At 46.9% G+C, this 19,977-nt stretch carries 16 protein-coding genes; 8 read left to right on the forward strand and 8 right to left on the reverse strand.

Annotated elements, in window-relative coordinates; translation table 11 throughout:
* Positions 1 to 6: 6 nt before the first annotated feature.
* Complete coding sequence (gene elyC / locus VHA02S_RS01555) at positions 7 to 798, reverse strand: envelope biogenesis factor ElyC (protein WP_005450349.1); 792 nt, start codon at positions 796 to 798, stop codon at positions 7 to 9.
* A 114-nt stretch (positions 799 to 912) separates the two neighbouring features.
* On the opposite strand from elyC, the gene cmoM reads away from it, so the two are divergent.
* Genes cmoM through mukB form a run of 4 tightly spaced genes read left to right on the forward strand, consistent with a single transcriptional unit; the run spans position 913 to position 8,216 of the window.
* Entirely contained in the window at positions 913 to 1,704 is a 792-nt protein-coding gene (gene cmoM, locus VHA02S_RS01560; protein ID WP_005450347.1) for a tRNA uridine 5-oxyacetic acid(34) methyltransferase CmoM, read from the forward strand.
* Positions 1,705 to 1,706: 2 nt separating this feature from the next.
* Positions 1,707 to 3,044 carry a chromosome partition protein MukF gene (gene mukF, locus VHA02S_RS01565; RefSeq protein WP_005450346.1) on the forward strand — a complete coding sequence of 446 codons (1,338 nt, stop codon included), beginning with the start codon at positions 1,707 to 1,709 and terminating at the stop codon, positions 3,042 to 3,044.
* Positions 3,025 to 3,750: a chromosome partition protein MukE gene (gene mukE / locus VHA02S_RS01570; RefSeq protein ID WP_005450345.1), complete on the forward strand. Its 726-nt coding sequence runs from the start codon at positions 3,025 to 3,027 to the stop codon at positions 3,748 to 3,750. The genes mukF and mukE overlap by 20 nt, the downstream gene beginning before the upstream one ends.
* Before the next feature lie 2 nt (positions 3,751 to 3,752).
* Positions 3,753 to 8,216: a chromosome partition protein MukB gene (gene mukB / locus VHA02S_RS01575; protein WP_038898175.1), complete on the forward strand. Its 4,464-nt coding sequence runs from the start codon at positions 3,753 to 3,755 to the stop codon at positions 8,214 to 8,216.
* A gap of 127 nt (positions 8,217 to 8,343) precedes the next feature.
* Here the strand turns inward: mukB and VHA02S_RS26085 are convergent, their stop codons facing one another.
* From VHA02S_RS26085 to VHA02S_RS01605, 7 genes are all read right to left on the reverse strand, one after another.
* Positions 8,344 to 8,496 carry a hypothetical protein gene (locus VHA02S_RS26085; protein ID WP_005450343.1) on the reverse strand — a complete coding sequence of 51 codons (153 nt, stop codon included), beginning with the start codon at positions 8,494 to 8,496 and terminating at the stop codon, positions 8,344 to 8,346.
* 199 nt (positions 8,497 to 8,695) lie between these two features.
* Complete coding sequence (locus tag VHA02S_RS01580) at positions 8,696 to 9,664, reverse strand: alpha-L-glutamate ligase-like protein (protein ID WP_005450342.1); 969 nt, start codon at positions 9,662 to 9,664, stop codon at positions 8,696 to 8,698.
* 3 nt (positions 9,665 to 9,667) lie between these two features.
* Positions 9,668 to 11,173 (reverse strand): inactive transglutaminase family protein, encoded by a 1,506-nt coding sequence (locus VHA02S_RS01585; RefSeq protein ID WP_005450341.1) that lies wholly within the window; start codon positions 11,171 to 11,173, stop codon positions 9,668 to 9,670.
* A gap of 11 nt (positions 11,174 to 11,184) precedes the next feature.
* Positions 11,185 to 11,931 (reverse strand): ATP-dependent zinc protease family protein, encoded by a 747-nt coding sequence (locus VHA02S_RS01590; protein WP_005450340.1) that lies wholly within the window; start codon positions 11,929 to 11,931, stop codon positions 11,185 to 11,187.
* Positions 11,932 to 12,152: 221 nt separating this feature from the next.
* On the reverse strand, positions 12,153 to 13,124 hold the full coding sequence (cmoB, locus tag VHA02S_RS01595; protein ID WP_005450339.1) for a tRNA 5-methoxyuridine(34)/uridine 5-oxyacetic acid(34) synthase CmoB: 972 nt from the start codon (positions 13,122 to 13,124) through the stop codon (positions 12,153 to 12,155).
* A 185-nt stretch (positions 13,125 to 13,309) separates the two neighbouring features.
* Complete coding sequence (gene cmoA, locus VHA02S_RS01600; protein ID WP_009698282.1) at positions 13,310 to 14,047, reverse strand: carboxy-S-adenosyl-L-methionine synthase CmoA; 738 nt, start codon at positions 14,045 to 14,047, stop codon at positions 13,310 to 13,312.
* 104 nt (positions 14,048 to 14,151) lie between these two features.
* On the reverse strand, positions 14,152 to 15,018 hold the full coding sequence (locus VHA02S_RS01605; protein WP_029789010.1) for a DUF72 domain-containing protein: 867 nt from the start codon (positions 15,016 to 15,018) through the stop codon (positions 14,152 to 14,154).
* A gap of 272 nt (positions 15,019 to 15,290) precedes the next feature.
* On the opposite strand from VHA02S_RS01605, the gene aspS reads away from it, so the two are divergent.
* The 4 genes from aspS (at position 15,291) to ruvA (ending at position 19,958) form a co-directional block, all read left to right on the forward strand.
* Positions 15,291 to 17,069 (forward strand): aspartate--tRNA ligase, encoded by a 1,779-nt coding sequence (gene aspS, locus VHA02S_RS01610; protein WP_038898160.1) that lies wholly within the window; start codon positions 15,291 to 15,293, stop codon positions 17,067 to 17,069.
* A gap of 100 nt (positions 17,070 to 17,169) precedes the next feature.
* A complete protein-coding gene (ruvC, locus tag VHA02S_RS01615) occupies positions 17,170 to 17,691 on the forward strand; it encodes a crossover junction endodeoxyribonuclease RuvC (RefSeq protein WP_005426231.1) in 522 nt (173 codons plus the stop codon).
* 122 nt (positions 17,692 to 17,813) lie between these two features.
* Positions 17,814 to 19,265, forward strand: coding sequence for a methyl-accepting chemotaxis protein (locus VHA02S_RS01620; protein WP_038898159.1), 1,452 nt, complete (start codon positions 17,814 to 17,816; stop codon positions 19,263 to 19,265).
* A gap of 78 nt (positions 19,266 to 19,343) precedes the next feature.
* Positions 19,344 to 19,958, forward strand: a complete 615-nt coding sequence (gene ruvA / locus VHA02S_RS01625; protein WP_009698278.1) for a Holliday junction branch migration protein RuvA — start codon at positions 19,344 to 19,346, stop codon at positions 19,956 to 19,958.
* Positions 19,959 to 19,977: the final 19 nt, after the last annotated feature.

A 19,977-nucleotide genomic window follows, 5' to 3' on the forward strand; every position in this document is an offset into this window, starting at 1 on the left:
AGTGTTTTATGGTTGTTCTACTTCAACCATTGGTGTTTGACCTACGTTATCACGCAACTTTTGCCACAACCCACCTAAATACTCATGCCAATACAATTCGGTTTGTTCTAAGTAACGAGCTTTCGGAGTGTACTTTTGCCATGGCTGTTCAATGTCATCAATTGCCATAAAGTTGGTTGGCGCAGGGATTGGCTTGATACCTGCAGCATTAAACTCGTACAAAGCACGCTTCATATGGCTTGCTGAGGTTACCAGCACAATGTCTTTTTGCTTCACAAAGGCAGCGGCTTGGCGGGCTTCTTCCCATGTGTCTTTAGCGTCTTCGAGAAGGATGATGTCGGACTTTGCGACACCAAGAGAAAGTGCCACGTTAGCCATCATGCGCGCATGACTGATTTCAGATCCACCTGCGTAACCGGACAAAATTAACTTAGCGCCAGGGTACATACGTAAAATACGGATGCCCTCGGTAAGGCGCATTAGCGCTGTACGGCTTAGTTGAGAAGTTGGTGGGATCTCATCATCGACGACATGACCATTACCAAGCACCATGACATAGTCAATGCTACCTGATACAGGTAAAAACGCTTTGTACTCGCGCTCAAGAGGCATCAGAAGCTTGGTTGAAACAGGTTGGAAGGCAACGAGGAAAATGCCGACAAAAGAGAATAGAACAACAAAGCAGCCAGTTTTACGTTTCGTGGTAAAACTAATGAGAGCAAGACCTAACAAGCCTATGATTAGCAATGCCGGAAGCGGCATTAACAAGGCTGACATTACTTTTTTCAGCTCAAACATACATAAATAGTCCGAAAAAACATCAATTGATAATAAAAATGAGGATAACCCTCTTTATTCCTGCTTTCCTTGTGACAGAATAGCGGCACAATCCGTTATGATAACTCAGCAGAAGTGACAGAAGACCGCAATTTCGACGATATCGCCCACAAATTTGCAAAAAATATTTACGGCTCCGATAAAGGGGAGATCCGACAAATCATTGTGTGGGAAGATTTTCTACAGATTCTAAGTGAATTAGACGCCGACCATCAAGCATTACAAGTCCTTGATGCTGGTGGTGGTTTAGCACAAATGTCGCAAAAGCTTGCTAAGCTCGGACATCATGTCGCTTTGTGTGATCTATCTTCGGAAATGCTGCAACTAGCAAAGCAGGATATTGAAAAAAACGGTTTGCTTGAGCAGTATCGCCTGATTCATTCGCCTGTCCAATCCATTGGTGAACACATGGAAGCGCAGGTGGATCTTGTCATGTTCCATGCCGTTATGGAGTGGTTGGTTGATCCGAAAACCGCACTTGAAACGCTTTTGGAGCAGGTCAAACCGGGGGGCATCGCTTCGGTTATGTTCTATAACCACCACGGCTTGGTCTATAAAAATGTGGTTTGTGGCAACATTCCTCATGTTTTAGACGGCATGCCTCACCGAAAAAGATTTAAACTACAGCCACAAAAAGGGCTAAAACCTGAAGAGGTTTATCAATGGATAGAAGATTCTGGTTTTAGTATTTGTGGTAAATCTGGTATTCGTTCATTCAGTGATTACATAGGTAATATGCAATACATGGGCGATTACGAGTTTGAAGATGTGTTGGCGCTAGAAAAACAGCTTTGTCGACAAGAGCCATACCTCTCATTAGGCCGCTATATTCATGTGTGGGCTAAGAAGAACGATAAACAGGAATAACGATGAGTGAGATGACTCTCAATGCTGCAGAGCAACCAATCGATGAGTTGGTTGGCTGGGTAAAGCAGCACGATTTCTCGTTGAACCTGACCACTGAGCGACTGGCATTTTTGATTGCTATCGCTGTATTAAGTAATGAAAGGTTCGATGAAGAATTGGGTGAAGGTGAATTGCACGACGCATTTGCCATCGTCACTCGACTTTTTGATGAGACGGGAGAAGCTTCGGCTTTCCGTGCGAACAATGCCATTAACGAGATGGTTAAGCAGCGTCTTATGAGCCGTTTTGTCAGTGAGATTACTGACGGAGCGAGCATTTACCGCTTGTCGCCATTAGCGATAGGAATTACCGACTACTACGTGCGCCATCGTGAGTTCTCGAAACTGCGCCTTTCTATTCAGTTGTCTATGGTCGCTGATGAAATGGCGAAAGCGATTGAAGCGGCACAAAAAGGTGGCACTCCGGGCCACTGGAAGAAGAACGTGTACGGGATATTGAAATATTCTGTAGGCGAAATCTTCGATCAAATTGATCTCAACCAACGTGTGATGGATGAGCAGCAACAATCTGTGAAACAACAGATTGCTGACCTGCTTAACAAAGACTGGCGTGAAGCAATCAACAACTGTGAAGCGCTTCTGTCAGAAACATCAAGCACGTTGCGTGAACTTCAAGATACGCTGCAAGCTGCCAGTGATGAACTGCAAACTCAGATCCTAGACATTCAAGAGATTGTCTATGGTGACCCTGAGCTTGAGTTTATCGAGGAAGCCTTGTTTGGTCTTCAGATGAAACTGGACCGAATCACAAGCTGGGGCCAGCAAGCGATCGACCTTTGGATTGGCTACGACCGACACGTGCACAAGTTCATCCGTACTGCTATTGATATGGATAAGAACCGTGCTTTTAGCTCGCGTCTACGCCAGTCCGTTAAAGACTACTTTGATTTGCCTTGGTATCTGACTTATGCAGATGCGGAAAGGCTTTCTGACCTTCGTGATGAAGCCCTAGTACTGCGTGATGACGAGGTAACAGGTCAAGTTCCGATGGAAGTGGAATACGAAGAGTTTCAACAAGTCAATGATGAGTTGGCGGAGCGAATTGGTGACATGCTGAAAGCGCATAAAGACCAAGGCGCGCCTATTGACTTGAGCGTGGTACTGCGAGATTACCTTGCACAGCACCCTCATACTCATCACTTTGATTTAGCTCGCATTGTCGTTGATCAGGCGGTACGTCTGGGTTATTCAGAATCCGACTACCAAGCTGTTCAGCCAGACTGGAAAGCAATCAACGAATTTGGGGCAAAGGTACAAGCGAATGTCATCGACCGATACTAATGAATACATGTCAGAGAATCTGGCAAAAGCAATTTCTAACCCTCTGTTCCCAGCGCTAGACAGCATGCTTCGAGCAGGGCGTCATGTTTCAAGTGAAGATCTGGACAACCACGCGTTGTTGTCGGATTTCGAACTTGAGCTTTCTTCTTTCTACCAGCGCTACAACACTGAATTGGTTAAAGCGCCAGAAGGTTTCTTCTACCTCCGTCCACGTTCAACGTCTTTGATTGGTCGTAGTGTCCTTTCTGAGCTGGACATGCTGGTGGGTAAGGTACTGTGTTTCCTTTACCTAAGCCCAGAACGTCTTGCGCACGAAGGCATCTTCACTAACCAAGAATTGTACGACGAGCTACTTGCTCTGGCTGATGAAAACAAGCTGATGAAGCTAGTGACGAACCGTGCGACTGGTTCTGATCTTGATAAAGAAAAGCTGTTTGAAAAAGTACGTACATCACTCCGTCGCCTGCGTCGCCTAGGCATGATCATCAACATTGGTGAAACCGGTAAATTCAGCATCAGTGAAGCAGTATTCCGCTTTGGTGCCGATGTACGAATTGGTGATGATATGCGTGAAGCGCAGCTACGTCTGATCCGTGATGGTGAAGCGGTAGTGCACACCAAAGAGCCAAGCCAAGGCAGCCTATTGTCTGAAGAAGATCAAGACGACCAAGCCCAAGAAGAAACAACAGAAGAGGGTGAAGCATGAGCATGATTGAACGCGGTAAATACCAATCGCTGACCATGGTCAACTGGAACGGCTTCTTTGCCCGTACGTTTGACATCGATGGTCTGGTAACCACGCTATCAGGTGGTAACGGTGCAGGTAAATCAACCACAATGGCGGCGTTCATCACCGCATTGATTCCTGACCAAACGCTACTGCACTTCCGTAACACCACAGAAGCAGGCAGCAGCCAATCGTCTCGCGACAAAGGTCTGTACGGTAAGTTACAGCCGGGCGCATGTTATGCGGCGCTAGACGTGGTGAACTCACGTAACCAACGCCTATTGTTTGCAGTAAAACTGCAGCAAGTAGCGGGTCGTGATAAGAAAGTAGACATCAAACCGTTTGTTATCCAAGGTCTTCCAAGCCATGTAAAACCAACGGATATCTTGGTTGAAAGCGTATCTGCGACTCAAGCTCGTGTACGTCAAATCAATGAAGTAAAAGAATCGATCGCAGAATTTGAAGGCGTTCAATTTAAAGCCTTCTCTTCTATCGTGGATTACCACTCGCAGATGTTCGAATTCGGTGTGATTCCGAAGAAACTGCGTAACTCTGGTGACCGTTCTAAATTCTACCGCTTGATCGAAGCATCGCTTTACGGTGGTATCTCAAGTGCGATTACACGCTCGCTACGTGACTACCTTCTGCCACAAAACGGCGGCGTGAAGAAAGCGTTCCAAGATATGGAATCAGCACTGCGTGAAAACCGCATGACGCTAGAAGCGATCAAAACCACGCAAGCAGACCGTGACTTGTTCAAACACTTGATCACAGAGTCGACTAACTACGTGGCGGCGGACTACATGCGTCACGCGAACGATCGTCGTAACAAGCTGGATAAAACGCTGTCATTGCGTTCAGAGCTGTTCGGTTCTCGCGAAACTCTCGTTGAGCAAAACAACCTGCTTAACCGTGTTCAAGAAGAGCTGGAACTGCTGATCGAGTCGGAATCTGCGCTAGAGCAAGATTATCAAGCGGCTTCGGATCACTTGCAACTGGTGCAAAACGCATTACGCCAGCAAGAGAAGATCGAACGCTACCAAGAAGATCTTGAAGAGCTGAGTGAGCGTCTTGAAGAACAGATGATGGTAGTGGAAGAAGCGCAAGAACGCGTGATGATGGTGGAAGAGCAAGCGACCGTTGCGGAAGAAGAGGTGGATAGCCTTAAGACGCAGCTGGCTGACTACCAACAAGCACTCGACGTTCAACAAACTCGCGCCCTTCAATACCAACAAGCGGTTCAAGCGCTGGAAAAAGCGAAGCAACTACTTGGCGATGACAGCCTAACGGCAGAATCGGCACAAGCGCTTGTCTCTGAGCTTAAGAGCAAAGAATCAGAAAGCACCAATGCGTTGCTATCGGTTAAGCACAAATTGGATATGTCTTCTGCTGCAGCAGAGCAATTCGAAACGGCGCTTAAACTAGTACAAAGCATCGTTGGTCAAGTTGAGCGTAAAGACGCGTCTGAACATGCGAGAACCGCAATTGCGAAAGTGCGTGAATCTCAGCAAGTCGCGCAAAACGAACAACAATGGCGTGCACAGCACCGTGACCTTGAGCGTAGCCTTAACCAGCAACGTCAAGCACGTGAGCTCGTTAACGAATACCAAAAGCAGTTCCATGTTGAACTGACTGACGAAATCACGTTTGAGCAAGAGCGTGAACGTCATGCGATGCAAATCGACTCACTTGAAATGACGCAGGAAGACGTGCGTGAACAACGCAGCGAACAGCGTCGTCTAGAGCAAGATGCAGCAGCGGAAATCAACAAGCTAGAAGCCATTGCTCCAACGTGGATTGCAGCGAACGATGCGCTAGAAAAACTGCGTGAGCAAAGTGGCGCTGAGCTAGAAGATAGCCAGTCAGTCATGAGCCAAATGCAAGTGGTGCTTGAGCAAGAGAAGACCCTTTCTCTGGCAAAAGACAAACTGGCAGAGCGTCGCAGTCAGCTTGATACCGAGATTGAGCGTCTTGCTTCACCTGGTGGTTCAAACGACCCTCGTCTGAAAGGTTTGGCAGATACACTGGGCGGCGTATTGCTGTCTGAGATCTACGATGACATCACTATTGATGACGCGCCTTACTTCAGTGCGATGTACGGTCCGGCTCGTCACGCTATCGTTGTTTCTGACCTATCTGGTATCGAAGAGAAACTGGTAGAGCTAGACGACTGTCCAGAAGACTTGTACATCATTGAAGGTGACATCGATGCCTTTGATGACAGCTCATTCGACGCAGAAGAGTTAGAAGGCGCGGTTTGTGTTCGCATGAACGATCGCCAAATGCGTTACTCTCGCTTGCCTGAAATCCCATTGTTTGGTCGTGCAGCACGTGAGCAACGTTTAGAGCTACTACGTAACGAACGTGAGGAAGTGGTTGAGAAGCACGCGAAAGCAGCATTCGATTCGCAAAAAATGCAGCGTCTGTACCAAGCGTTCAACCAGTTTGTGGCAAGCCACATTCAAGTAGCATTCGAAGCTGACCCAGAGCAAGCGCTGGCAACCATTCGTGACAAGCGTAACCAAATTGCTCGCGTACTGGCTGACCTGGATGCGAAAGAGCAACAACAACGTTCTCAGCTTCAAACCAGCAAGCAAGCGTTGTCTTCTCTAGACAAGCTAGCACCAAACATGGCGCTGATTGAAGATGAGTCGCTGCAAGCACGCTTTGATGAGTTGGAAGAGAAAATCGCCCAGCTTTCAGAAGCAAAAGCTTTCCTAAATAACCATGCGAAAGCGGTGGCGGAACTGGAAAAAGTCGCTGTTGCCCTAGATGCTGACCCTGAGCAATTCGATGCGCTAGAAGCAGAATACAAAGCGGCAGACGAACAGCTACAAGATCTTAAGAAGCAAATTTTTGCACTCTCAGATCTCGTTGAGCGTCGCCACTACTTCGCTTACTCAGATTCAGTTGACCTACTGAACAAGAGCAGCGAACTGAGTGAGCAGCTAAAAGCGAAATTGGTTCAAGCTGAACAAATGCGTACTCGCTCTCGTGAAGAGTTGAAACAGTCCCAAGGTCAAATGAACCAATACAACCAAGTATTGGCGTCATTGAAGAGCTCACACCAAGCGAAACTGGAAACGGTTCAAGAGTTCAAACAAGAACTTCAAGAGTTTGGCGTTAACGCGGACGAAGGTGCAGAAGAACGTGCAATGCGTCGTCGTGATGAATTGCATGAGCGTCTACATACGTCTCGTAGCCGTAAGAGCGAATACGAGCGCACGATCACCTCTACTGAACTAGAGATGAAAGGCTTGGCGAAACGTCTGAAGAAAGTTCAGAAAGAATACGTTGAGCTGCGTACCTTCGTGGTTGCAGCGAAAGCTGGCTGGTGTTCAGTACTTCGTCTGGCGCGTGAGAACGATGTTGAGCGTCGTCTACACAAGCGTGAACTGGCTTACATGTCAGCGGATGAACTGCGCTCAATGTCGGATAAATCATTGGGTGCGCTGCGTCTCGCGGTTGCGAACAATGACGACCTGCGTGATGCGCTGCGTCTGTCAGAAGACAATGCACGTCCAGAGCGTAAAGTTCTGTTCTACATCGCGGTTTACCAACATCTTCGTGAGCGTATTCGTCAGGATATCATCCGTACTGATGATCCAGTCGAAGCGATCGAAGAGATGGAAGTAGAGCTGGCGCGTCTAACGGAAGAGCTAACGCAACGTGAAAACCGCCTAGCGATCAGCTCTGAGTCAGTAGCGAGCATCATCAAGAAGACGATTCAGCGTGAGCAAAACCGTATTCGTATGCTGAACCAAGGTTTGTCGAACATCTCGTTCGGTCAGGTGAAGGGCGTACGTCTAAATGTGAAGATCCGCGAAAGTCACGAAGTGCTACTGAACGGTCTAGCGACACAACAAGAGCAGCATAAAGATCTGTTTGAATCGACTCGCTTTACCTTCTCTGAAGCAATGGCGAAACTGTTCCAACGCGTGAACCCACACATCGATATGGGTCAACGTTCTCCTCAGGTTCTGGGTGAAGAGCTACTGGATTACCGTAACTACCTAGAGCTAAGTGTGGAAGTGAACCGTGGTTCTGACGGCTGGCTACAAGCTGAATCTGGCGCGCTATCTACGGGTGAGGCGATCGGTACTGGTCAGTCAATCCTACTGATGGTTGTTCAAAGCTGGGAAGAAGAATCACGCCGTTTGCGCAGTAAAGATATCGTACCATGTCGTCTGTTGTTCCTTGATGAGGCAGCACGTCTGGATGCGAAATCTATCTCAACGTTGTTTGAACTGTGTGACCGTCTGGATATGCAGCTTCTTATCGCGGCGCCAGAAAATATCAGCCCAGAGAAAGGTACGACCTACAAACTCGTGCGTAAGGTGTTTAAAGACCACGAGCATGTACACGTAGTTGGTCTGCGCGGTTTTGGTCAAAACGATAAACCTAAGACTGAAGCACAAGAGATGATTGAAGAGTTTGAGTCCTAAACTCCGAAGCTAATAAAACGCCCGCAAGAAACGCGGGCGTTTTTGTATTTGTAAAACGAAATAAGCCGAGTCTGTAGGGCAACAGGCTCGGCTTTTTTGCAGGCGCTTAAATGTGAAAAGGTAAGTCCTATTCTTCTGAAAAGTCGTTTCCTTTTTCGATCATTTCAGCAAGCTCATCAAGTGCTTGGACAGAGATTTCCGACAAACGTTGTAGGTGTTGGTCAAAGTTCTCTTGTTCAACAAGCGGAGTATCATTGTTATTAGTTTCTTTTGTTAGCATCGCCCAACCTCTCGAGTTGAGTAAGGGGGAGAAAATATAAAATCAAAAATCGGCAGAAAAAAGAAACGATCGATGTGTATTTTGTTAGCTGGATCATCGATTGCAGTGATAAAAACGATGAATTACTTAGGAAGAGAGCGATAGTGCTCAAATATGAAAAGAAAGCTAGCAACCACGAGAATGGCTGCTAGCGATTAGATTAGAACTGAGATTTTACGCCAAATTGCTCTGCTGCGTACGCAACACGCTCTTTTGGTTTTGGATATTCAGCAGGAGTGCCAAGATTCTCAATGTGTTTCAAGCGAGGTAGGAGACCTGCACCGTTTGCAATTTGGATTGCTAGACCAGGGCGAGCGTTTAGCTCTAGAACCATTGGACCTTCTTCTTTGTCCAATACCATGTCGGTGCCCATGTAACCTAGACCTGTCATTTCCCAAGCACTGGACGCAAGCTCTAACAAGCGCTCCCAATGAGGCACTTGCAGTGTCGACAGGTCTTTACCCGTATCTGGGTGATGAGTCACTGGTTGGTCAAATTGCACCGCGCGAATGGCTTTACCAGTAGCAATGTCGATACCGACACCTACCGCGCCTTGGTGAAGGTTAGCCTTACCATCCGATGCTGCTGTAGAGCAACGCATCATCGCCATAACAGGGTAGCCCTTAAATACGATAATACGTACGTCTGGCACACCTTCGTAACTGAAGCCGTCGAAGCAGTCATCAAACTTAATTAAGTTCTCAACCACAGCTACATCGTTCTTACCACCAAGGGAGAAAAGACCCGCAAGTGCGTTACTGATGTGACGCTCAACTTCTTCTTTATTGCAGGTAGCACCCGATGGCTTTGTATATACGCCATCTTTGTGCGAAGTGATAACCAAGATACCTTTACCACCACTGCCTTGAGCTGGCTTGATTACAAAACCGGGCCAGTTCTCAACCATCTTGTGAATCTTTTTCACTTCAGCTTGGCTGGCGATCACGCCAATAAGAGCAGGCACAGTCGCGCCTGCTGCTTCAGCGATAATTTTGGTTTTGAGCTTGTCATCCACCAAAGGGTATTTAGAACGATCATTGTAACGACCAATGTAACTGTGGTTACGCTTGTTCATCCCCATAATGCCTTTATGGCGGAGTTTTGCTGGCGAAGTAAAACGTTCAAACATCGTTTAGTCCTCCGCTAGTGGTTTAAAGCGACGTAGCTCAGTTAGACGGTAACCCGTGTATGTACCTAGTAGTAGAATACCTGCCAGTACAATGAGCTGTAGGCCGATAAAGTTAAACGTTAGGTGCTGGATGTAGGTGTTGGTCATTGCCAAGTAAACCAGTACCGCGGTCAGTAGTGAGCCACCACCTTGAAGGGCAACTTCTTTCGCGCCTTCTTCTTCCCATAGAATCGACATACGTTCGATCGTCCATGACAAGATGATCATTGGGAAGAAGGTAATGGTTAGACCCTCAGTCAGACCAATCTTGAATGCCACAACGGTAAACACAGAGATGATCATGATTACTGTGATGATAACCGCGGATATCCTTGCGACCAGAAGTAAGTTTAGCCTCGATAAGTAACTTCGGATGATCAGACCCGTACCGACAATCAGTAGGAAGCCGACGATACCTGTTACAAGTTGCGTTTGTACAAAGGCAACCGCAATAAGAACTGGCATGAAGGTACCGGATGTCTTAAGACCGATGATAACGCGCAGGAATACAACAATAAGAGCACCAATTGGAATCAGCATGATGGTCTTAAACATCGCCTGCTCTTCAAGAGGTAGGCTGTGGATAGACAGGTTCAATAGACCGTCAGCTTCCACTTTGTTGTTGGTTGCTTCTTGCGGTGTAAGCTCCTGCTTGATCATAGAGAAGTGAACTTGGCTGTTTTTGCCGCCCACTAGGTCAAGTAGCGAAACATTCGATTCATCCCAAACAAGCAGGTTAGGCTGCGCTGCAGCTTGCTCAGAGTTTGGTGAGAAGAGTACCCACTTATCGCCAGACCAAACTTGAACCATAGGTTGAATCGTTTGACGGCGACGTCCATCTTCCAGCTCGATAACGCCAACGGTCTTACTCTGTACGCCAGCGGTAAGCAGAATTTTGTGCAGAGCATCGGTACGATCAAAGTCATTTAGAATCAGTGCTGCGTTTTGGCTATCTGGATCGTTCAGTGTTTTGATCAGCTCACGAGCGAATGTCTCATTGTCTGCTGAACGGCTCATTGCACGCTCAATCAACGCATTTGCTGCCGCTTGTTGAGGTGCTGAAAGGGTTGGTTTGGCAATTTCACCGGTTGGTGGCTGTTCATCCACTTTTGCTTGTGGATCAACCAAGAATTGGGCTTTGTAGTAAATGGTTTGTGCGCCAGTTGCTTGGCGGATAGACCATTCAGCACGACGACCTGAATCAGAGTTTACGTAAGAAACACCATAACCAGGAGATGACGCCGACTCACCGATTAAGGTGTAGCCTTTTTGTGTATGAGGAGCAGCGAGAGAAGCTTTAACTTCACCGCCATTTGCATTGAACTCAATGCGGGCTTCAACATCCCAAACTTGACGCGTTTCACCTGGAGTCCATGGAACGCCGTAATTCTGATGTCTGAAAACACTCAAAGCGATGCCCGCAACCACCAAAAGGATGATTGACAGGTAAAACGGTATTCTTGACGTCATAATCTACCTTATTATTTTTTATCTTCTTCCGTTTGAATATATTTACGACTCACATCGACGAGTGCGATGTCGCGCATAAATTCTCTTCCTAGTAACACAGGATGGTTCATTTGAGAGCGATCTGCCAACGTAAATTGCGCTTTTTCATGAATTTTTCCAACGCGCACCCAAAGTTCAACTACAGCACGACGCTCTAGTTCTTCATTGGTTGCTTGACGGATTTTCACGTAGCGAATAATTGGTGCTTCAATCCAAATATCTTTCTCTTCATCTGACTTGGTATTATCAGCTAGGTGGAAACGCACCCAGTTTTTGCCATTTCTTTCGAATTCTTCGATATCAACAGCGTTCAGTGAAGATGTTGCCGCGCCGGTATCTACGCGAGCGTCGAACGTTTGTTTGATTGAATCGATCGTCACTCGCTCAATTGAGCCAAGGACAATGTCATGGGTAGGAGTTGCTTGAACGGGAGCAGGAGCTTGAACAATGATAGGTTCTTTAGGCTTTCTCACTTCGTCCATTGCTTCTTTACGGAAGGTATTGAGTTCGCCATTTAACTTATCCACTTGGTCTTCCAAACTTTCGATGTAATCCGACTGGTTACTAAGTTGAAGCTCTAAGTTGGTAACGCGAGTATTGAAATTCGTTTCTGAAGCCTGAATAGCAGCTAACGTTTCTTGGTGGTACTGTTCGCCTTTGGTCAAAGTACATCCAGATAGTAAGGCGATGGCAACAACCGGAGTCAATCGTATAAACATTGAAAACCTTGGGATTGGAGTAAGTTGTTTGTTTTTTAAGAGTTTAGCGTTATCGCCAAAGGCTCACAAGCAAGAATCTGCTTCAGACTCTTACAGAATGAGGAATAGTGACGAAAAGCCAAAAAATTAAGGACGCAAGACGCATCCTTAATTAGATTTGAAGAGAGGTTAATGTCTTAATGGAGGGAGTGAGTTAAGACAATGTCAGAAATCTCAGTTAATTATGGCTTGGTTGCGACAAGCACCGCACGGCGAGGTGCAGGGTAGCCTTCAACGGTTTTGCTTGGGTCGTTTGGATCTAGGTAATCCGGCAGTGAATTGTGCGTCATCCAGTCGGTCGTACGCTGCTCATCTACAGACGTTACGTTCTCATCTACAATACGCACATCTTTAAAGCCAACCAGTTCTAGCCATACTTTCAGTGCTTTCGCTGACGGGAAGAAGTACACGTTACGCATTTGCGCGTAGCGAGACGTCGGAACCAATACAGCGTTCTCATCGCCTTCGATAACGAGTGTCTCTAGAACAAGCTCGCCACCTGATACTAACTGGTCTTTTAGCTGCACCAAGTGATCCAGTGGAGAGCGACGGTGGTAAAGGACGCCCATACTAAATACAGTGTCGAACGCTTCTAACTTTGGTAGTTGTTCAATCCCTAATGGAAGAAGGTGAGCGCGTTGGTCATCGCCCATTAACTTACGAATCGCTTCGAACTGAATTAGGAACAGATGAGATGGGTCGATACCAACCGTTAGGCGTGCTCCTTCACCCAGCATGCGCCACATGTGGTAGCCGTTACCACAACCTACATCGAGCACGCTGCGGTTTTTTAGTGGTGAGATGTGCGGAAGAACGCGATCCCATTTCCAGTCACTGCGCCATTCAGTATCGATATGAATACCGTGCACTGTGTATGGACCTTTACGCCATGGGTGGAATGTACGCAGTAGGCTTTCTAGCTTTTTCAGCTCACCTTCATGGAAAGGCGTATCGTTGCTGATGGTTACTGAGTTTTTGATGTCCACTTGGTTTGGTGCACCTTGTGGGATCTTGTTCAGCGCTTTCAGCCAGCGACCAAAGTCACCGTGCTCAGCGTTTTGCCAATCTGTTAACTGTTGAGGTAATACGTTTAGCCACGGCTGAAGACGAGTGTCTTGAGCGATTAACTGATAAAAATTAGCAAAATTAAACATAGTTTTTCACTGAGTTTATGGAGTCAGCAGACCCTAGGTAAAAGTTAAATGTGTCATTCCCTACAGTGAGGGACGAACGTGATAGGGAATCTCGGTTTTTATCGTTTTTGATAAGAGATCCCCAACTCGCTCGTTCCTCGCTCTTGAGGATGACGTCCTAATGAGAGCGAACTGTGTCGCGAAGCTTATTTAATCGCAAACATCGAGCCGAAGTTAAAGCACTGGAACCAAACGTCGTAGCTTGAGAAACCAATTTCTGCGAAACGCTCTTTATGATCTTTTTTGGAATCAGGGCGCATCACGTTTTCAATCGCGCTGCGCTTTTGGCTGATCTCAAGTTCGCTGTAGCCATTTGCACGTTTAAAGTCGTGGTGAAGGTCAATCAACAGCTCGTTAGAGACTTCATCTTCAAACACAAACTTTTCAGACAGAATCAAAATGCCGCCTGGGCGCAGACCTACATAGATTTTCTCTAGTAGAGCATAGCGGTCTTCTGGAGAAAGGAATTGCAGTGTGAAGTTTAATACCACAACCGACGCGTTCTCGATTTCGATATTACGAATATCCGCTTCTACTACATCAACTGGCGTATCACTGCGGTATGCGTTGACGTGAAGCTTACAGCGTTCAACCATCGCAGGAGAGTTGTCCACTGCAATGATTTGGCAACCTTCTTGTTTGATATGACGACGCATAGACAGCGTAGCAGCACCCAAAGAACAACCTAGGTCGTAGATGTTTGAGTGAGGCTTAACAAAACGCTCTGCCAACATACCAATTGCAGAAATGATGTTGCTGTAACCCGGCACCGATCGCTGAATCATGTCAGGGAAAACTTCCGCCACGCGTTCATCGAACGTGAAATCCCCAATTTTATCGATTGGAGCCGAAAAAATAGTATCTGGATTGCTCTTAGGGTTCATAACCAAATCTCTGCATACAAGCCGCCTGAAATGTCAGGCATCAAAAAAGGCGCGTATTTTATGGGAAATTCGCGCCTCTGTCATTTGCTTAATTATAAGCTTGTCTAAAACATTTGTATTTGCGAGTTGCCATCGTTGGCAGGAAATACAGACAAATTTGGCAGTGAGAGCTTAAGTTGTAGCTGCTTATATAGCTTTTCAGCCAGTTCTGGTGCTAAGACGTTATCTGGTGTGTGAATCATCAAGTACGGTTGAATGCCTTGTTCAATCCACATCGGCAGCTTCTTCAACCAAGGTTCGAAAAAGCGCAGGTTGTCGTCCATGTCTGGATGACCGATAAAACGAATCATCGGGTGTTTGGCGGTTGCGATTGCATGAACCGGAACGCGAGGCTTTTTCTGGTGGGCATCGATTACCGCTTCAGTCGTCGGCTGCGCGGCGAATACAGGGCGGCTGTCCATAATAATTCGGTCAATGCCGCTCTCTAACAGCCACTGATTCAACGCACGTTCTTCTTCACCTTTGGAGAAAAACGCCATGTGACGAACTTCCACCCCAAGCGGGAAATTCGGCGGAAAGCTGGCACAGAACTTCTTTAATCTATCGAGGTGTTCTGGACCAAATGCCGCAGGGAGCTGAATCGTCCATTGTCCAACACGTTCATGAAGCGGTTCCATGATCGTCATAAAGTCACGTAACTGCTCGTCGCAACCTCTGAGCATCTGTTCGTGAGTAATGGCTTTTGGCAACTTAAAGGTGAATTTGAAATCGTCGTGAGTCGCGGCTTTCCAGTTTTGCACCGTGTTGAGCGTCGGTGTGGCGTAAAAGGTGGTGTTGCCTTCTACGGTGTGGAACACCTGCGCGTACTTTTCAAGTCGCTCTGCGGGTTTGGTGCCACTGCCATAAAAGCTTTGCTGCCACTGGTTGTGCGACCACATGGTCAATCCAAGTCGAAGGGGTAAATTATCCATATCTCTGCTTTACGTTTTTTCCTGAGTCCACTTTACGAGAGTTTTGCTGAAATGGGTAATTTCACGCTATAATCCCCACCAATTTTTTCGCTTTGGTGCGCTTTTGAACATTTGTTGTACTAAAAACCACCAATGAATGATAAAACACACTTAATTGTATGTTGAGTAGTCGATTTTCATAGGCTTTCAGCGTATAAATGGATCTTTACTCTGCTCGGCAATGAGGCTGACAGAGCGTAGTTAACAATATTTGAGAGATTGGGAATTTCATTATGCGTACCCATTACTGTGGTCACCTGAACAAGTCCCTTGCAGGACAAACTGTAGAACTTTGCGGCTGGGTTAACCGTCGTCGTGATTTAGGCGGTCTTATTTTTATCGATATGCGAGATCGCGAAGGTATCGTTCAGGTAGTTGTTGATCCAGATATGGCAGATGCGTATGAAGTGGCTAACACACTTCGTAATGAATTCTGTATCAAGCTAACTGGTGAAGTTCGTGTTCGTCCAGAAAGCCAAGTAAACAAAGACATGGCAACAGGTGAAGTTGAGATCCTTGCAACAGGTCTTGAAATCATCAACCGTTCTGACGTTCTGCCTCTAGACTTCAACCAAAAGAACTCTGAAGAGCAACGTCTGAAGTACCGTTACCTAGATCTACGTCGTCCAGAAATGAGCGACCGCATCAAGCTACGAGCTAAAGCGTCTAGCTTTGTTCGTCGTTTCCTAGATGACAACGGCTTCCTAGATATCGAAACACCAGTACTAACAAAAGCGACACCAGAAGGCGCTCGTGACTACCTAGTACCTAGCCGTGTTCACAAAGGCAGCTTCTACGCGCTTCCTCAGTCTCCACAGCTATTCAAACAGCTTCTAATGATGTCTGGTTTTGACCGTTACTACCAAATCGTTAAGTGTTTCCGTGATGAAGACTTGCGTGCTGACCGTCAACCAGAATTCACTCAGATCGATATCGAAACGTCATTCATGACGGCTGATCAAGTTCGTGCAACGACTGAGAAAATGGTTCGTGAAATGTGGCAAGAGCTACTGAACGTTGACCTAGGTGAATTCCCAGTAATGCCGTTCAGCGAAGCGATTCGTCGTTTCGGTTCTGACAAGCCAGACCTACGTAACCCACTAGAGCTAGTAGATGTTGCTGACCTAGTAAAAGACGTTGAGTTCAAAGTATTCTCTGGTCCAGCAAACGACGAGAAAGGTCGCGTTGCAGTTATCCGTGTTCCAGGTGGTGCTGAGCTTACTCGTAAGCAAATCGATGGCTACGCAGAATTCGTAGGTATCTACGGTGCGAAAGGTCTAGCATGGATGAAGGTTAACGACCGTGCAGCAGGCATGGAAGGTATCCAGTCTCCTGTAGCTAAATTCCTAAGCGAAGACGTGATCAACGGTATCCTAGATCGCACTCAAGCGGAATCTGGTGACATCATCCTATTTGGCGCAGACAAAGCTAGCATCGTTGCTGAAGCACTAGGTGCACTTCGTCTTAAGCTTGGTAAAGACCTAGGTCTAACGAAAGAAGGCACTTGGGCTCCGCTATGGGTTGTTGACTTCCCAATGTTCGAAGAAGACGACGAAGGTAACCTACACGCGATGCACCACCCATTCACATCACCTCTAGGTGTGACTGCGGAAGAGCTAAAAGCGAACCCAGCAGTAGCGAACTCAAACGCATACGACATGGTTCTAAACGGCTACGAAGTAGGCGGTGGTTCTGTACGTATCCACAACGCAGAAATGCAAGCAGCGGTATTCGATATTCTAGGTATCGATGCAGAAGAGCAGCAACTGAAATTCGGCTTCCTACTGGACGCTCTGAAATTCGGTACGCCTCCACACGCAGGTCTTGCATTCGGTCTAGACCGTCTAGTGATGCTGCTATGTGGGACAGAGAACATTCGTGATGTTATCGCGTTTCCTAAAACAACTGCGGCGGCGTGTCTACTAACAGACGCACCAAGCCTTGCAAACCCAGCGGCTCTAGAAGAGCTAGCGATTGCAGTAACAGTTGCGAAAGAAAAAGACGCAGAATAAGCGCACAACAATTAAAGAAAAAACTCCCGCACCTGCGGGAGTTTTTGTTTTAATGGCAACTATTCTCATACTTACAGTGAGTTATTGATTAGGACTTTTCATGTCAATTATTTTGGGTATTGACCCAGGCTCTCGTATTACCGGTTACGGCGTGATTCGCCAGCAAGGTCGTCATTTGCAATATCTAGGCAGCGGCTGTATTCGCACTTCTGAAAAAGAGTTGCCAGGTCGTCTCAAGCAAATCTACGCAGGCGTGACGGAAATCATCACCCAGTTTCAACCTGATGTGTTTGCCATCGAACAAGTGTTTATGGCGAAGAACGCTGATTCTGCACTAAAGCTAGGGCAGGCGCGTGGTAGTGCAATTGTGGCGGCTGTGAATGCGGATCTTCCGGTGCATGAGTACGCGGCTCGTCTCATTAAACAAGCGGTAACAGGCACTGGTGGCGCAGACAAAGTTCAGGTTCAACATATGGTTCAACACATGCTTAAATTGCCAGCCAAGCCTCAAGCCGATGCCGCCGATGCGTTGGGTGTTGCCATTTGTCACGCTAACACCAATAAGACACTAGTGGCGCTCGCAGGTAAAGCAACCAGTGCAAGAAAAGGTCGTTACCGTTAGGCGTATTCTCGTATTAAAAATGAGACATCTCAGACAGATTTATGGATTGGATTTGTTGATAAAATGTTACAAAATTATAGTGGTCAGAAGTCTAATAAGGAATCAATCAAGGAAGATTGAACATGAATCCAGCCACGCTGTGGCGCAGTGCATTTATGCCGCGCCAAACTCAATGGACAAGAACACAACAACGTCAAGCAGACATCCTCTCTCTATTTACCTTCATCGCTTTCCTCGTCGGTATCTACAGCCTGATCAAATGGTCCAAACATGGATATGAAAGCCTAATTTTCACCTCAGTACTCTTAATCGCACTCGAACTAATATCCGCCTTTAGCCTGAGGTGGTTCAAACAACCAGCATTGTCGCTCAATCTTGGTTTTGTTGGCATGTCAGTGCATGCACTCAACATCATCTATCAAAGTGGTGGCGTGGTCGATTCTACCCAAACTTACTGGGTGCCTTTGTTAGTCGTCGCTTTCTTTTTATCTGGCACTCGTATTATGGCAATCTCTTGGAGCGCGTTAGTGATAGTGCTTTCTGCGGTAATGACGTATCAGCATGTATCTGGTTTTGGTTTTCCCCAACTCGTGTTGTCAGAATCTGCGCAGCGTGTGGAGATATGGTCAGGTACCGTGTTACCGCTGGTGGTGATTTGTATTGCGCAAGCCTTTACCGCCAAGCAGCGAGACATCGCGATTGAAAGTGCAGAGAAAGCTAAAGCAGAAAGTGAGTTGGTGGCACAAAAGGCGACAGAAGGGGAGCTACGTTTAGCAGAGGTGCTAGAACAGGCGAATCAAAACTCAAGTGAGTTGAAACAAGTCTCCCAAGTGTTGGATGAACAATCATCGCAATTGGATGCTCAAGTGAACGCCCTTAATGTAAACAGTGAATCCCAAGCCAGTGCAGCCGAGCAAATGAGTCAGCAAGTGCATCACATGACGACTGGGATTGAAGAGTCCAGCAAGTTTGTCGAAGAGCTGCGCGAGAAGAGTGAGGGCGTTCATCAACAAGCTGAGAAAAGCTCGGAATTATTGGAGGACTCTACCCAAGCGATCAGCCAGATCATTACCAGTCATGAAGACATCATGAAAGTGGCGGACTTGATTACGTCGGTTGCGGAACAAACCAACTTGCTCGCTCTGAATGCTGCTATTGAAGCGGCGAGAGCGGGTGAGCAGGGCAGAGGTTTTGCGGTCGTTGCGGACCAAGTTCGAGAGCTTTCGGCTAAGAGTAGTCAGTCGGCAGTGGAAATTCGTAACTTGCTTGATCGCAGTGAGCAAGAAGTGAAGCATGGTCAAAGCGTTGTGACGTCGAGTACAGAGCGAATGAACACCATTATTCAGCAAGTTACCACCATCTCTCACGATGTGCAGAGTTTGTCTGGCATCATGGCGACGCAAATGACGGCTTTAAAAGAGTTAGATGAAGCCAGCAGTGAAGTTGCTAACGGCGTAGTGAACACCAAAACCATTGCCGAAACTGTCGCGCAATACGGCAACGAGCTGAACGGGCAAGTGGTCGCGGTGCGCAATCTGACTCAACAGCTTGATCAAGTTGTCTCAAAAATTTAACCCCACCGAATAAAGGACTGGATGTCTATCCAGTTCTTTATTATCCTGTCGCAAATTCATTTCCAAAGAGTATTTATAGTGATTGGACGTCTTCGCGGCACTCTGCTTGAAAAGCAACCACCTGAAGTTTTAATTGAAGTTAATGGCATTGGTTATGAAGTTCAGATGCCAATGAGCTGTTTCTACGAACTGCCAAATGTCGGCGAAGAAGCCATTATTTATACTCACTTTGTTGTGCGTGAAGACGCGCAATTGCTTTACGGTTTCAACACAGTAAAAGAACGTGCGCTTTTCCGTGAAGTGATCAAAGCGAACGGTGTTGGTCCTAAGCTAGGTTTAGGTATTCTTTCTGGTATGACAGCGAGCCAATTCGTTTCTTGCGTTGAGCGGGAAGACATTTCAACGCTTGTGAAGCTACCGGGTGTTGGTAAGAAGACCGCTGAACGCCTCGTCGTAGAAATGAAAGACCGTCTGAAAGGGTGGGGCGCTGGCGATCTGTTTACGCCATTTACGGATGCAGCACCTGCGGACTCTGGCTCTGCGGGTTCTAACAACGCAGAAGAAGAGGCAATCAGTGCGCTTCTTGCTCTGGGCTACAAACCGACTCAAGCGTCGAAAGTGGTTTCTCAGATCGCTAAACCGGATATGACCAGTGAGCAACTGATCCGTGAAGCACTAAAATCAATGGTGTAACGGAAAGCCCAAGGGAACA

This window comes from Vibrio harveyi NBRC 15634 = ATCC 14126 = KCTC 12724 (assembly GCF_001591145.1).
Taxonomy (GTDB): Bacteria; Pseudomonadota; Gammaproteobacteria; order Enterobacterales; family Vibrionaceae; genus Vibrio; species Vibrio harveyi.